Origin of the sequence: Croceitalea dokdonensis DOKDO 023 (genome assembly GCF_001306415.1) — a bacterium.
Classification (GTDB): Bacteria; Bacteroidota; Bacteroidia; order Flavobacteriales; family Flavobacteriaceae; genus Croceitalea; species Croceitalea dokdonensis.
Genome location: NZ_LDJX01000004.1, coordinates 393,507 through 409,630, shown reverse-complemented (window position 1 = coordinate 409,630; position 16,124 = coordinate 393,507). Strand labels below are relative to the sequence as shown.

The following is a 16,124-nucleotide window of genomic DNA, read 5'->3' as shown; positions in this document are numbered from 1 at the left end:
TAGGCCCGGTATAGGTGATGACAAAGTCGGCGGTACCCGCACCCTCGTCCACGGTGAAGTCGGCCACGGAGATGCCCTCTCCAGAGCCAAGGCCGTCGTTGTCGGTAATGGTTCCGATACCCACTAAATCCAACGGATTTAAGGGGAATCCATCAAATTGAAGCTCTATTTCCAAGGTTTCCGTTGCCTCTATGATGCCATCATCATTGGTGGGAACATTAACCGTGAATGACGTGGTATTGGCAGGTATAGTGACCATTGTAAGACTATTGTCATAGTCATCATTCGAAGTGGAAATATTAGTATATCGTAGTTCTAAATCTGTATAGTCGGACGACAGGGCATGCGACAATGTGATGGTGAATATTAAATCAGAACCTTCCACAACAGTGGCGTCGCTTATGGAGATATCGGATAGCACAAAAACGTCTGCGGCATCGCTGGTAACAACATCACAGAGGTTGTCCGATGATGTTATGGCCAACCTGTACCTATAATTGTGAACTGAAGAAGAAATACCGGTCAATGTTAACATTGGCGTGGTGGTTCCTGAATAGATACCACTTTCTGTTAGATCATTCCATGTAACCCCATTATCGGGACTTTCCTGCCATTGGTAGCTTAGGGTAGCACCGCCAGTGACCACTGCCGTAAAACTGGCAGTACTGCCAATACTTGCGGTAACATTGCTAGGTTGGGAGGATACCACCACAGGAACAAAGGGTGTGGTCACGTTGGTATTGGTACCTGTATAACCCCCTTGTCCACTGACTAAGCCATTGGCATCCACCGTTACTGGAGAGTTGCCCAAAATACCGTCATTATCTCCATCTGCGTGGCCCGCTTCCACGGTGTCAAGACAGCCGTCGTTATCCGAGTCCAAATCAATAGAATTAATGAATCCATCATTATCTGCGTCGCCACAAGGACCTATCAAGGATACATTTAAATCAGACCTTGGATTTCCCTGATTCATGGTAAGTGTTAAATCCGTAATATCATTAACTCCAATAGACCAATTTTGTGGATTTCCAATGTTGGCCATAAAAATAATTGAACCAGTGCTATTGGAAATAATATTCAGTTCGTTTAAGGGGTCAGATACCGTAAAGTTTGCTCCAGGGGAAGAAATTGTCCATCTATCAATCCCATCAAGATCAACGTTGCCGTTTGTTGCTGGACCAATGAGGAATCCAGAAAGATTTGATGCAGAAATGTTAATGGAAGTACCGTTTGATCCAAAAGCCAAATTTCCATTATCATCACTATCCGAACCAACTACACTTCCACTAACTAGGCTTTGTGTAATTGTGGTAGTGAAAACAGAATAGCTTTGAATTGTGGTAGATAGACCTTGAAATTGCAAAGGCCTAGGATTCTCGCACTCTTCGGTATCCAAGATACCATCATTATCATCGTCCAAATCACAAATATCAGATATACCGTCTCCGTCGCTATCAGGATTTCCTGAAGCTATGGGGTCACATGGGTTAAGTGTGCCCAGTGATGCCGTTCTGGTTTCTAAATAACAAGTAGTATTCGCATGTGTAATTACCACGGTATAGCTGTTACCGTCCAAGCCGGTAACGTCGTTTATAAGCAATGTATTTGTGTCAGTGCCAGAATAATTACCGCCATTGGTAAGGTTGACCCCATTCTCTTGCCATTGGTACTGTATTTGACCGGAACTATCCGTACCACTGGCATAGTCTGGGGTGCCGGCGTTAAAAATAGTGGTATTTATGGCCGATACATCCGCAGTAAATGAAGCAGAATTCCCTTCAATTACCGTTTGGTTCGTTGGTACAGTATTTATGGTCACCTGTGTGGCAATAATTTCATTTCCGGTAACTCCGGTATAACCTCCTTGTCCATTAACGAGGCCATTGGGATCCACCGATACGGGAGAGTTGCCCAAGATACCGTCATTGTCGCCATCCGTGTGTCCGGCCTCAAGGGTATCAAAACAGCCGTCGTTGTCCGAGTCCAGATCAAGGTGGTTTGGGATACCATCTCCATCAATATCACTATTAGAACCACATTGCGTGGCTTCTAGATAAAAGTCATCGAACCTAGCATCACCACTAGTGGTTTTGTTATAAAAATAGAGTCTTAAAGTATAGGTTTCATTTGGGCCAAATGTTGCAATATCATTTGTTGTATTAACTCTAATATTCTGATTGTTTCCATTCACAAACGTATTCACTTGGTAATCATCGACCAATACGGTACTGGTAGTAAAACCATCATTGGAACCTACCAATGTGATGCTATAACCATATTCATTTGCAGTTGCAAAGTCGTTTTTTGTATAACCCATAACGGATGGGTTCAGGAACGGAATGCCAGATTGCGTGGTATAGGCAAATTCAATATAATCATTATTGGTTACGGCACCGCCATACGTGGTTGCATCGATTCCTGAAATTGAAAGTGTTGTTGCTTGTTCCGTGACCGTTATTCCGGATCCAAAGATTTGATTGGCCATGGAGGCAACAAAAGTAGGATCGTAAATACTACCTGATTCAAAGGGTGAATTTCCATTGTCCCATACTCCCAGCGAAGCGCCTGCGTTGGTACAACTAGATTCATTGACATCGGTAATTCCGTCATTGTCATCATCTAAATCACATGAGTCGCCGATACCATCTCCATCGGAATCCGTATCGCCAGAGTTAGCCGCTAGGTAACAATCAGGGTCGTCACAGTCAATAAGGCCATCGCCGTCATTGTCCATGCCATCGTTACAGATTTCAAAGTCATTGTCCGTAATATTAATTACCGCTTGATGGTCCAATATCGTAATTGCTGGCACGGACACATTGGATAGCTCTACCCAGAAGTCTTCGGTAGGTTCGGCCAAAGTATCGTCTAAAATGGGCACGGTAATGGTCTGTATTTCCCCGTTGGTCCCCGTAAAGGTCAACGTATTTGTGGTGGTCACAAAATCTTGGGCAGACACCGCAGTGTTGTTTAAAGTGGTGAAATCCACTGTGAAGCCACCTGGTGCCGTACCATTAAAAATGACCTCAAGGGTTGCGGTGCCATTGGCTTCGTTTACGGTAATGTTGTCATTGACAAAGGTAATGTCCCCAGAAGCCGGTGATGGGGTACTGGCTACCACTACAGATAGGGCATTACAAAAACAATTAGACGTACCAGGGGCAAATTCTATGACCAAATTGCTGTTGTCCCCACAATAGGTTCCGGAGTCAAAAGAAAACAATTCTTGCACGGTACCGCCAACGGGTATCGCCTGGCTCAAGCTTCCAGTATAAATTGGGCTTCCTGTAGCTACCCCTGAACCATCTGCACAAAAAACTTCATAGGTAATCCCGGCTTGGAGGTCTACCGCTCCAGTATTTTCAACACCCACTTCAACCATATAATTAGTGGTAGAACCACCATTGGCATACTCGGCAGTAGCCGAAAAGGAAGATTCATTGAGTTCTCCTTTGGTGATATTGATTTGGGTATCTGCCTGTCCGGTGACAATTTCCGTTGTTCCACAAGAAACACCACCACAAAAAAGCCCCGTGGTCGTGACGTATGTACTTAAATCTATGGTGTAGTTTCCAGAACAGATAAATGCCGTGCTTTCTACGTCAAAAGTATAGGCAATTAAATCTGTAGTGGTGGCGCCCGCAGGCAGGGAAATTTCTATTTCTTGTTGGTTCCCAACGGTATTTGTGGTCACATAGTTGGCTGCCAATGAACCTGTTGAGTTAAAGGACCCATCAACATATACCAGACCTTCCGGTAAGGAAATACGGGTAAAATCATTACTGCCTGTGGTGCCGTCCACAATATAGGTTTCCACCGAAACTGTTTCCATTTCACAACCTTCAAGGTTGGCAGAGTTTACCGCAACACTATTGGTGCTATAGGGTGGTTCCGCACCGGTAATGATCACGGGTTCGCTGGCCAACCTACTTCCGTTGCCCACGGCGGGGCTTCCACACGGATTGTTTCCGTATATCACATATTCAGTGCCGGTATTGGACCGGTAATTGCACTGGGGGTTTAAAGTAATGTTGATAATGGCGATTTGTTCATCCAACACAGAGGCCTCAAAACTGCCCAATAGGCCGTTCTCTGCGGCAATCCCAGGATGCTGCAATAAATCGATACTCACCGTATTTCCCGTAATTGCCGGTGTTATGGTCTGAAGGACCCCAGAGTTTCTTGGGTATTCAATGGCAATGTCCTGAATGTTGACCGAGCTGATATCCCCGGGAACATCAAATGTAATGCTTGGGTCTATTAAGTTTCCTTCGCCGGCATTACGCGCTTCCAAGGTTACTGTATAGTCCGCACAGGTATCCACGGTGGTCAGCGGTTGGTTTAAAATATCCAATTGTATGGCTGCGGCAACGGGTTCCAAGGACAACTCACGACCGGTAAAAAAGGGAAGTCCGGCATAGCTAGAGGGATATCCGGCACAGTCGTAATTTTGGGAAATGAAAATGGTCTGTGGTGCACAATCGTTATACGTACCTTCAAAACGGATAGTGGCCGTAGTATCCACATAGCCTGGCATACTGCCAAACTCAATGTAAAAGATGCCTCCCTCATTGACCACGTTTAGTGGTGTCTCCACACCGCCATCCACTAAGAATGCGTTTGTTATCTGGTAATCTGAGGCGGGATTTACCCTTAGCCAATTGTAATCTATTTGTGGTCTCTCCCCATTGCTTACGTTTACGGTAAAACTAGCGAGCTGCGAGCTGCCAATTTCAATAGGGTTTACCCTGTCTACATTAAATGGGGCATTATAGTAATTAAATTCTGGATTGTCCGTTTCTGTCACAGTGACTGGATTGTCAGAATATGCATAGTCTACATAAGTGACGGAAACGTTATGGTTAGATAGGTCAGGGGTAGCACTTGTTGCCACAACAGGGATACTAACGCTCGGGTACCAGTTGCCATCTTGGTCATGGTTTCTAAACCGCGGACCAGGGGTTATGGTCACTACGTTGCCGGATACGGAATAATTAAGCCCATTATTGGAAGAATCTGGTCGTTCATTTTCTGGCTGTAGATTTGGATAGCCATCACTACTAGCGGCATTATTGAACGTCATGCCTTGCGGAATTTCTATGGAGGTAGATTGCCATAGCAGTGGTGGTCTATATTCATCCGGGAATTTATCCTCAACCCCCGAACTTTGTTCTAAAGAAACAAACAGCCATCTCACCTCGCAACCAGAAGCGAATGCCCCATTGTTTACAATGTATTGAACTTGGTTTTCAAAGAAAAATGCACGATCGTTGTAATACTCACAGCTTACCCGGGAACCCGTTCCATCAAAACTATAAAATTGACCATAAAAGGTATAAAACTCATACAGCCTGTTTATTGTTGGAAATGTATCCTTAAACCTAAAGTGAAGTTCCAGTTCAATTTCATCTGCCTCCAGGCCTTCGCCAAATTGATAGGTTGGAGAAATGATGGATCTATAACTAGACAAATCAAATGTCATCACATGATCGTTGTTCCCGTTGGTGACTACAGTAGGAGAACCTATGATTGGAGTGGTAAGGCTGCCAGAGGATAGGTCGTTAATCGTTATGGTTCCGTAATCAAACTCAATAATATCAGACATGTTAGGGCCAGAATTATCGGTAACATACCTAATGTCAAACAACAAATTGTCTTGAACATCATTTTGCATTACCGCACTTGTGGTAATGACCATTTCATCCCTTGCCATATAATATTTAGTGGCATGGACGTTAGGGTCTAAACTTACCCGTGAGGTCATGGTGTCATCTGTCCAGCCTGCGGTAACCCTGTTGGCCTCAAAAGAGGTGGTTCTAGGTGCTGCGCATCCCGTATCACAGTGGGTGGTGACCTCAAATTGTCCACAATGGATGTCCATGTTAAAACATGAGCTAGTGTAGGATGTGGTATAATCCAAATTAATGAACTCCGGTCCAGAATAAACGGCACAGTCTAGAACCAAGGGGAAATTAATCGGTATTTCCAAAAGATAGCCATCCACTAAAAAATTGGCCAGATTGGTTTCAGTAAAAGTAATTTGGTTACCACTTTGGGCGTATCTGGAATCTGCGCTTGAGTCCAAAGTAAGCCCATTTGGGACGGTTACCGTAGCCGTATAGGCCGTACTTGGATCATTACTGATCATAAGAATGCCATTGCAGGTGGGGGATTCCGTGGGCACCACTAGGCTGCCAACAAAACCGAGGTTAAACAACTGCCCATCTTCCGCATCTTGTTCATATTCCTCTGGACTGCCCCAATTAAAAAGACCCTCCCGGCGCACACCGTGCTGGTTGGCGGTCTGCCTCTGCGTGAAGGTTGCGTTGCCGCAAGAGTTAACGGACCAAAGGTCCATTCTTAGGGCAAGGTTTGCGGTATATTCTTCCGAGAATTGACCACAACCCACTAGGTCCGGAAGCATGGTAAGGTCAAAATTTACCTCGCTACTTTCCCCTGAGGCCATATCGTCAAAAAAACCATCACCATCTAAATCTTCAAAACCCCCTGGTCCATCTGGATCTGAGGTGAAAAAATTTTCTGGTACGTAATAAGAACCCAACCCGAAAGATGGATTAAAGGTGTTTGTCCATCGTTGGGGGGTAAACGTAGTTCCCCCGCTAAACCTAAAATTGGATACTTGGCGGTGTGTGCCGGAATCGTCCCCAATCATAGGGTTTACCCCAATAGTAGAAGTTGTGCCGTCCCAAGTATAGCCTATATTAAAGTTAATGTCATAGGCAACGTCTGCCCCGGTGTTATTTATCACTTCATAGGTATAGGTGACCGGTGCATCCCACCTGGGCAAAGGTCTGTTGATTTCATTTAAGCGTAGATTTGGGAACTCTTGTATAACATCAAATTGGCCACTGATACTAGCTCCAATTTGACAATAAATCCCTGGCGTACAACCCCATCTAGGGCTGTGCCTTGTCGTTTCTCCCCACGCGCACTGGGAAAGCTGTAGGCTTTCTTCCAGCATAATGCTTTCATTTTCGAAAAGGTTGTCACCGTCACCTACTTGGCCAGCAAAAGGTGCGGCATTAAGGTCTATGGTATAAGTATAAGTACCTCCAGAAACATTGGTTGGGGTGAGGACCGTACCATTGAACGACAATTGGTACCCAGTTTGGAGAAAGGTGCTCACCTGAACTTGATGGTCAAAACGTTGCACACTGCCATTACCAGAGTTTCTTATGGTAATATTCCGGGTTTGTGTCTGTCCTACGTTTGCACTTAAGCTTGTAATATCCTCAACGGAAAGGAATGCCCGGAGAAGATTGTATGAATTTACGGTTAAATCGTTGTCGCTGGCGGTTTGCGCACCATCAGTGTCATTAAAGGTGATTGTATGCGCATCTTTAAAAAGCCCACCAGAATATGAGAATTGTACAGCATCACAATCCGCCGTTTTTTGGTAGGTAAAGGTAACCTGGTCGTTAATTTGCCAAGGGGCATTACTGGGCCTTTCCAGACGGAAGATAGGCTGATTTAAATTGGTGATATCCACCTCAGAAATACTAAAATCGCTAGATCCCGTTTGTGCGGTGATGACCCCAGAGCCAGCTTGGTAGTACACACCATCCGGCAGATCAAACGCAATTTGAAAATCTGTGGTAGTGGCTTGTTTACTCTGCACGGTAACCGTGCTTAGCCCATTATTGGTGTCACTGCACGCCTTAAAGCTCAGGGAGTTTAAATTTACCCTTATCTTGTTGGTGTTTATCTGTCCAAAGGAACAATGGATGCCCACGATCAAGAAAAATAAGAACAACAAAATACTGTGGTTCTTTACGGTTGAAGAGAGGTTATTCTTCATATGTTGAGGTTTTGAAATTGTACCTAAAATTTCAACCTCATGCCTTCCCATAAATTATATATGGTGGTTTTAGCAAGTAGGTTTTTATTCTAAGTTTATGGTTTTGAATAGATTTGGGGTCGTATTCACCTGCGAAAGTACCCTGTCTCTATGCTGTACCAAAAATTTCACGTTGTTAGTATTTATTTTATCGTTAATGTACTAATCGTACAAAATAACCTCTCTTCTGTGCCATTTTTAAATTAATGTTGTGAAAAGGCGCCTAATTGTGGGCAATGGGGTAGTTTTATTAGGATTTGATTTTTTGTAATCAAACCCGTTTTTTTTCTGTCAAAATTGTAAGATAAATTCTACTGGTAACCCGCCATTGTTTATGCTGCCATCTGTTTTGTGCCGAAATCTACCTAAGTCTTGTTTGGGGTTTCACCCTATTTGTGGGTAAAACCAGGACGGTCTTGAGCCAAATACAAGAAGTTAGGCGGTTCTCTTGTCAGGGAATCCCATAACTGGGCTCGTTTCATTAAATCAGTTAAGCATGGTGTTGTATAAGATTGCCACATTTAGGATACTACGGTTGCCATTTACGAAATACGGGTAAATAGCAGTGAAATTCTATGTTTGTTTAAAAGACATTTGCAGATTTTTACCGCCGACAGCTATTGCTGTTAAAACTTATCCCACCAAAAAACAATCATAAAATATTTGACTAATTTTGTATTCTATCACAAATAGAAAAAATGAGTTCAAAAAAAGGAAAAGTACAAGAAGCTATACAGGAGAAATTATTGGCAGAACGCAAGGTCTTTTTATGGGGCATGGTCAATGATGACTCTGCCAAACATGTGATTGATAGATTGTTATATCTGGATTTGCAGGATGATAAGGAAATTCAATTGATTATCAATAGCCCTGGCGGCTACGTTACCTCCGGTTTTGCCATCTATGATACCATAAAACAAATTAAAAGCCCGGTTTCTACCGTTTGTTCTGGATTAGCGGCTTCCATGGGTTCCATTTTGCTTTCCGTAGGTGAAAAGGGAAGACGTTTTATACAGCCTCACGCAAGGGTAATGATTCACCAACCCAGTGGTGGTGCCCAAGGGCAGGCGTCCAATATTGAAATTCAAGCCAAGGAAATCATTAAGACCAAGGAATTGGGTGCCAGAATTTTGGCAGATAATTGCGGCCAGGATTATGATAAGGTAATGAAAGATTTTGATAGGGATTACTGGATGGGAGCAGAAGAATCCTTGGCTTATGGTATCGTGGATGCCATTCTAGAATAAATAAGGTTTATGCATCAAACGAAAAGTCCTTCGCAAATTATTGTGAAGGACTTTTTATATATAGACGCTCTCGCGGAATAGTATACTTTATTTACGGTAACAAGGTGTTTTTGGATGTTTTAACAGCTAAAAGTTATCTGGATTTTCAATAATTTCTTTAGCACGTTCATTTAATGCATTTAGTTCCTCGGGGTCTTTTTTGTTCAAGAGGTTCAGCATCATGGCCATCCGTTGATTCCCTTTAAAATGCTCTTTTTTACTGTCCAGAAAATTCCAGTATAGGGCATTGAAAGGACAGGCATCATCACCTATTTTCTTTGTCTTATTGTAATGACAGTCTTTGCAGTAATCCCCCATTTTGTTTATGTAGTTGGCACTGCTTACATACGGTTTGGTGGCCACAATACCACCATCGGCAAATTGGCTCATACCTCTGGTATTTGTAATCTCTACCCACTCAATGGCATCTATATATACCCCTAGGTACCAGGCATCCACTTCATCCGGATTGGTTTGGGTCAACAGCGCATAGTTTCCAATAACCATTAAACGTTGTATGTGATGGGCATAAGCCTCGTCCAAGCTTTGGCCAATGGCATGTTTCATGCAATTCATTTTGGTGTTGCCTGTCCAAAAGAAATCGGGTAGGGGATTATGGTTGTCCAATTGGTTAAGCTTGGCGTATTTTGGCATTTCTTTCCAGTAAATTCCCCGCATATATTCCCGCCAACCCAGAATCTGGCGCACAAACCCCTCTACTTGTGAAATCGCGACCTTGTCCGTATGGTCATAATAATAGCCCAAAACGGAATCAATCACTTCTTTTGGCGACATCATTTTGGAGTTCATGGCAAAGGATAACCTAGAATGAAAAAGAAATTTTTCTTCCGTATGCATGGCATCCTGATAATCGCCAAAATGCACCAGCAAATGTTTGCAGAAATACTCCAATAGGAGCATACATTGTTTTCTGCTAGTGGGCCAGTTAAAGGCGTTCTCTTTAATGGAACCAAACGTGGAGACTTTTGCTTCCTTTAGTTCCGCTACAATAGCGGATACGTCTTGTTTAAAATTTAATTCTTTTGGGATACCATGGGTGCCGGTCCACTTTTTTCGGTTATTATGGTCAAAATTCCATTTGCCACCATCTGGTTGGCCATTCACCATCATGATATCGTGTTTTTTTCGCATCATGCGGTAAAAGCTCTCCATGATAAGCTGTTTTTTACCTTTAAAGAATTCCTCTAGTTCATACCTGCTGGTATAAAAATGTTCAGTACCAACCGCTTTTGTGGGAATATCCAATGTATCACAGATGGCCCTTAATTGTTGTTCCAGCCTATACTCATCAGGTAATTGGTATTCAAAACAACTGGCACCGGTCCGTTCCAGGGCCAATTGGATCAATTTCTCCAACTGCTGTGGATTTTCAGGATTATTAATATGAAAGTAAAGAAATGAATGGCCTCGGGATTCCAAATCATTTTTAAAATTGCGCATGGCCGCAAAAAAACCAACAACTTTTTGGATATGGTGTTTTACGTAATCTGTTTCCTGCCTCATTTCTGCCATAAGGTAGACCACCTCTTCATTGGTTTTGGTGAACCAAGAGTGTTGTTGGTTTAATTGGTCTCCCAAAATCAATCGTACTATTTTCATTTGTAGGGTATTAGGTTAGCCAAAGGTGTTGAAACGTTTGGTTGGCATCATACATTTCTGCCTGTCTCTTTATATTAAACTTACGGTCTCGGGGGTCATTGCCCACCCCACTGAGGTACATCCAATTGCACCAGTTGCTATGTACATCATAATCAACCAGCAGGCTTTCAAAATAACTCGCCCCCATGCGCCAGTCCTGCTCCAACTCTTTGGCCCAATAACTGGCAACGTTCTGTCTACCCCGGTTGCTCATCCACCCCGTATGCAGGAGTTCTTGCATATTGGCATTGATAAAAGGCTCAGGAGTCTTACCCAATGTCCACTGCTCTAAGAGATCCAAATCACGGTTCCATTCATATTCCCGGTCCAAAATTCCACCTAAGTGAAAGATTTTATCGCCATATTTTAAGCTAACGTACTTAAAGTAATCTCGCCAGATGAGTTCAAAAATAAGCCAGTAAGTATCTTGGTTCTTTTTAATTTGTTGTTCATATTGTCTTATTTGCCAATAAATGGTGCGTGGCGAAATACAACCATTGGCAAGCCAAGGAGAGAATTTGGAGCTATATCCGGTACCAACCAACCCGTTCCTTGTTTTTTTGTAGGTAGACAATTTTTGGGTATTCCAAAAATAGTCCTGTAAACGGCTAAGTGCCTCATCCTCACCACCTGTAAAAGGAAAAGCGGAGCGTTTATCAATTTTAAGGTCATCAAAACCTAGCGCTTTGAGTGTAGGCACAGTGGTGTTGTTTGTAATCCTATTTTCACTTGGCCTAGCTTGTGGAACAGCCACTTCCTTTTTAACACTACCGTACTTCTCACATTTTTTCCTAAATGCCGTGAAGACATCCGGAGTTTGGCCAAAACTACTAAACGGCGTATCTTCTGGGTGAAAGAGGAGTTGTTCATAACTTTGGAGGAAGGTAACTTTAGCATCGCACATTGCTTTTGTGGCCTTTAGCACGTTGACCTCATCCCGTGTCCATTCTTTCTGCAAAAATACCTTATGGAGGTGATGTTTTTCTAAAAGTTTAGGAAGTATATGTTCCGGCCTGTCATGAAACACCAGAAGGTCTATCTGGAGTTTTGCCAAATTATCTTTTAAATTTTGTACGGATTCAATTAAGAATTTTGCCCTATACTTCCCCGTTTTTTTAAATCCGTAGGTGCCAACAGCAAATTGTCTAGGGTCAAAGAAATATACCGCAATTACCCGCTCACCGGTACAGGCAGCCGCTAGGGAATAGTTGTCTTTTATCCTTAGGTTGTTTTGAAACCAAATTAGGTTACCCATCTTTATTTTTGTTTGATCGGCAGCGTTCGCTGCAATATTTGACATCTTCCCAAGAGTTACGCCATTTTTTTCTCCAGGTAAAGGGCCTTTGGCATACCGGGCATAATTTTTTTGGTAAATGTAATTTTTTATGCATAATTGTTTAACGAAAATAAACTAATATTAAACAAAACTGCTATAAGGTTATCTTAACTTAAGGGACAAGGTTCTTAAAATTGTTATTACTTTTACCTTTTAAGGGAAGGAAACATGATAAGTAATGGCGCAAACACCTAAGGATATTGCAATCATTGGATCGGGTTTGGTAGGGTCTTTGTTGGGAATCTACTTAAAAAGGTACGGGCATAACATAACCATTTTTGATAGAAGGCCAGATATAAGGACGATTCAGTTTTCTGGACGCTCCATTAATTTAGCCATGAGCAATAGAGGTTGGAAAGCTTTAAAAGAGGTGGGTATTGATGTCCCCATCAAAGAAATTGCCATTCCACTGAGCAGAAGGGCGATGCATGTAAACGGCACCCCTATGTACTTCCAAGACTATGGAAAAGACGGTGAGGCCATTTGGTCCATTTCCAGAGGATTGTTGAACAGGAGAATGATCAATTTGGCAGAGGATGCCGGTGTTACTTTTAGGTTTAATGAAAAAGTATGGGACATAGACCTGCCCCAAGCTAAAATATTTACCGGAGAAACGGAGAAGAGCGAATGGAAGGCCTATCAGTACGACTTGGTTTTTGGTTGTGACGGGGCGTTTTCAAGGATTAGGCATAAAATGCAGCGCAGAAGTCGTTTTGATTATTCGCAGGATTTTATAGATGTTGGATATAAAGAGCTGACCATACCCCCCAATGAGGATGGAAGCCATAAATTGGATAAGCATAGCTTTCATATTTGGCCAAGGGGCAAGTTCATGCTCATTGCCATGCCCAATATTGACGGAAGCTTTACCTGCACCTTATTTATGCCGTTTGAGGGTGATGTGTCCTTTGAAAAAATCACGACAAAGGAGGCCGCAGAAAGCTTTTTTAAGACCTACTTCCCCAACGTAAGCCAGGTAATTGAAAATTTGATCAATGATTTCTTTAAGAATCCAACCAGTGCCATGGTCACCATGAAGTGTTATCCATGGACCTACTGGGACAAGGTTGCTTTGGTGGGAGACTCTGCCCATGCCATAGTGCCGTTTTACGGCCAGGGAATGAATGCTGGCTTTGAAGATATTTATGTTTTGGACAAGCTGATACAACAATATGGAGACGATTGGGAGCATATTTTTACAACCTATCAAAAGCAACGAAAACCCAATGCCGACGCCATTGCGGAGCTTAGTTACCGTAATTTTATGGAAATGAGCAGCAAGACCGCTGATCCCAGATTTCTTTTACAAAAGAAGATAGAGAAAAAATTTGCAGCCAAATATCCGGATAAATGGACCCCCGTTTACAGCCGGGTTACCTTTTCCGATAATCCCTATGCAGATGCCTTGGCCATTGGTGACCAACAAGAGGCTATGATGCAAAAAGTGATGGAGATGCCTAACATTGAGGCTATTTGGGATACTCCGGAAGTGGAACAGAAAATGTTGGAGCTACTGTCCAAAAGTTAAGACTTTTTCTTGTTTCTTATTTCTGCTTTTCTCATGGGCATGCCGTCTATCATGGAAAATATGGCCTCTGGCTGTACCGTAAATGGTTTTTTATGTTTAACGCCACCATCTTTTCCAATGAGTATAATACCTTCAAATTCGGCATTTAGCTGTAATTGCTCCTGAAGCTCGCGGTTGCCTTCAAAAATTAAAATAGCACGTTCTTCCAGAGCTGCTTTTTCTTTGGTCAGTAGTTGTTTCTGCCGTAGGAAGGCTTCGGTAGAGCTGTCTCCAAATAGGATAAGGAGTCTGTTCCTCCATTGATACTCTTCTAGGTTTTGTGCCTTAAGTTGCAGGGTTACCAGGAAGATAAAAGTGAGGATTAGTTTCATGTTGCTCCAAGGTACAAAACAAAAAAACCATCCGCATAAGGGATGGTTCATATTTTGCTTTATTATTAGGTTCTCTATGCTATTTCTCGTTCCCTAAAATGACCCAAACCTAAATTTTGTCAATTACCTTAGGTGAAAAATAGGTAACGAGTACAACCTTTATAATTTCTTAAAAAGCTTTTGCATTTTTTCCTGTTCTTCTTCTGCCAAAACAGGGTCCACTAAAATTCTACCACTATGCTCATCCGTGATAATTTTTTTTCTGGAAGCTATTTCAACCTGTACTTGTGGTGGGATGGTAAAGAAAGAACCGCCAGAAGCACCGCGTTCCACGGGAACAACTGCAAGACCGTTCTTTACATTGTTGCGTATGCGTTTGTACGCTTTTACCAAACGCTCATCTATTTTAGCCTCAAAGTCTTGTGATTTTTTCAGAAGGGCAGATTCTTCTTTTTCGGTTTCTGCCAAAATAGCGTCCAATTCACTTTTCTTGTGCTTAAGATGGCCTTCTCGTTCCGCTAGGTTCTTTTTGGTAGCATCTATCACTTCTTTTTTCTGCTCAATTTGGGCTTTGAATTCCTTGATGTTTTTTTCCGCCAATTGTATTTCTAATTCCTGGAACTCTATTTCCTTGCTCAGCGAATTAAACTCCCTGCTATTGCGCACATTTTTCTGCTGCTCAGCATACTTTTTCATCAAGGTCTTAGACTCCTCAATTAGGTTCTTCTTCGCAGTAATTTCGTAGTTGATGGTTTCAAGGTCAGACTTTAGTTTGTCCATTCTGGTCTTCAGGCCAGAAACTTCGTCCTCCAAATCCTCAACTTCCAATGGAAGCTCTCCTCGTACATTACGTATTTCGTCAACTCTTGAGTCTATCAATTGTAAATCGTAAAGTGCTCTTAACTTGTCTTCTACGCTTACTTCTACTTTTGTAGCCATATATTAAAAATACTTGATGGGATTAGTTATGCTTACCGATAAAGTGACCGCAAAATTAGGAATTTTTTTCTTAAGAAAGTCTACCAATAAATTTTTTGTAAACTGCTCGGTTTCAAAGTGTCCGATATCCACCAATACAATCTTCCCTTCCGCTTGATAAAACTGATGGTATTTTAAGTCTGCCGTGATAAAAACATCTGCTCCAGAGGCAATTGCGGCACCAATGGCAAAGCTGCCACTGCCCCCTAGCACCGCAATTTTTTTTACGGGTTGGTGCAACAGTTCCGAATGCCTGATGATACCGGCCTTCATCCTGTTTTTAATAAAGGCCAAGACGTCCTCCTCCGTCTTTTCTTCCACTATGCTGCCAACCATTCCCATTCCCAAGTTTTGATTTTGGTTTTCCAGTGTAATCACCTCATAGGCCACTTCTTCGTAAGGATGGTGATGGACCAAGGTTGTCAAGATATTTTTTTGGTGCCGGCTTTCAAAAGTAAGCTGTAGCTGCACCTCTTTTTCCAAATGTAGGTTGCCAACAACACCAACGGTTGGATTTGCCCCTTCCTTAGGCAAAAAACTGCCGGAGCCTTCCACACTAAAACTACAATGGCTGTAATTGCCTATATGCCCGGCACCAGCCTTAAAGAGTTCGTTACGTAAGGTTTCCGCATGAGCTAGGGGTACGTAGGTAGTGAGTTTTTTAATGGTTCCGGTTTTGGGAATTAAGATTTTAGGCTGCTCAATCCCAAGTACTTCACAGATTTTGGCATTAACTCCCATTTTACTGTTGTCCAAAGCGGTGTGCATGCTGTATATTGCAATGTTGTGAGCAATGGCTTTAAGGACCACCCGCTCTACGTAAGTGCTGCCTGTCAATTTTTTAAGTCCGCTGAAAATAATGGGATGGAAGCTAACAACGAGGTTGCATTTTTTGGCGATGGCCTCATCAATGACAATTTCAAGGGTGTCCAAGGTTACCAATACGCCGGTAACCTCTTGGTTTGAATCACCCACTAAAAGCCCAACATTGTCAAATTCCTCTGCATAGTGCAATGGCGCCAAATCCTCTAGGGTATCTGTAATTTGTTTTACGGTCATGAAGTTTTTTCAAAAAGTATAAAGATAAAATATTCTAACTTCGTTC

Annotated in this window: 9 protein-coding genes; 2 read left to right on the top strand and 7 right to left on the bottom strand. The window is 42.5% G+C overall.

Annotation, left to right across the window (positions count from 1 at the left end):
• On the bottom strand, positions 1 to 7,822 hold a 7,822-nt coding region (locus I595_RS10840; RefSeq protein ID WP_172675935.1), incomplete at its 3' end, for a beta strand repeat-containing protein.
• A gap of 737 nt (positions 7,823 to 8,559) precedes the next feature.
• On the opposite strand from I595_RS10840, the gene I595_RS10835 reads away from it, so the two are divergent.
• Entirely contained in the window at positions 8,560 to 9,108 is a 549-nt protein-coding gene (locus I595_RS10835; protein ID WP_054559429.1) for a ClpP family protease, read from the top strand.
• Positions 9,109 to 9,234: 126 nt separating this feature from the next.
• Here I595_RS10835 and I595_RS10830 read toward each other — a convergent pair whose 3' ends face one another.
• Genes I595_RS10830 through I595_RS17175 form a run of 3 tightly spaced genes read right to left on the bottom strand, consistent with a single transcriptional unit; the run spans position 9,235 to position 12,197 of the window.
• On the bottom strand, positions 9,235 to 10,767 hold the full coding sequence (locus I595_RS10830; RefSeq protein ID WP_054559428.1) for a cryptochrome/photolyase family protein: 1,533 nt from the start codon (positions 10,765 to 10,767) through the stop codon (positions 9,235 to 9,237).
• 10 nt (positions 10,768 to 10,777) lie between these two features.
• Positions 10,778 to 12,061 (bottom strand): DASH family cryptochrome, encoded by a 1,284-nt coding sequence (locus tag I595_RS10825; RefSeq protein WP_054559463.1) that lies wholly within the window; start codon positions 12,059 to 12,061, stop codon positions 10,778 to 10,780.
• Positions 12,054 to 12,197 (bottom strand): DUF2256 domain-containing protein, encoded by a 144-nt coding sequence (locus tag I595_RS17175; RefSeq protein ID WP_083467574.1) that lies wholly within the window; start codon positions 12,195 to 12,197, stop codon positions 12,054 to 12,056. The genes I595_RS10825 and I595_RS17175 overlap by 8 nt, the downstream gene beginning before the upstream one ends.
• A gap of 123 nt (positions 12,198 to 12,320) precedes the next feature.
• On the opposite strand from I595_RS17175, the gene I595_RS10820 reads away from it, so the two are divergent.
• Positions 12,321 to 13,670 (top strand): FAD-dependent oxidoreductase, encoded by a 1,350-nt coding sequence (locus I595_RS10820; protein ID WP_054559427.1) that lies wholly within the window; start codon positions 12,321 to 12,323, stop codon positions 13,668 to 13,670.
• Here the strand turns inward: I595_RS10820 and I595_RS10815 are convergent.
• The 3 genes from I595_RS10815 to I595_RS10805 all read right to left on the bottom strand — a co-directional run bounded on the left by I595_RS10815 (position 13,667) and on the right by I595_RS10805 (position 16,078).
• Positions 13,667 to 14,041: a DUF4174 domain-containing protein gene (locus I595_RS10815; RefSeq protein ID WP_054559426.1), complete on the bottom strand. Its 375-nt coding sequence runs from the start codon at positions 14,039 to 14,041 to the stop codon at positions 13,667 to 13,669. The genes I595_RS10820 and I595_RS10815 overlap by 4 nt on opposite strands.
• Before the next feature lie 159 nt (positions 14,042 to 14,200).
• On the bottom strand, positions 14,201 to 14,980 hold the full coding sequence (locus I595_RS10810; RefSeq protein ID WP_054559425.1) for a zinc ribbon domain-containing protein: 780 nt from the start codon (positions 14,978 to 14,980) through the stop codon (positions 14,201 to 14,203).
• A 3-nt stretch (positions 14,981 to 14,983) separates the two neighbouring features.
• Entirely contained in the window at positions 14,984 to 16,078 is a 1,095-nt protein-coding gene (locus tag I595_RS10805) for a Nif3-like dinuclear metal center hexameric protein (protein ID WP_054559424.1), read from the bottom strand.
• Positions 16,079 to 16,124: the final 46 nt, after the last annotated feature.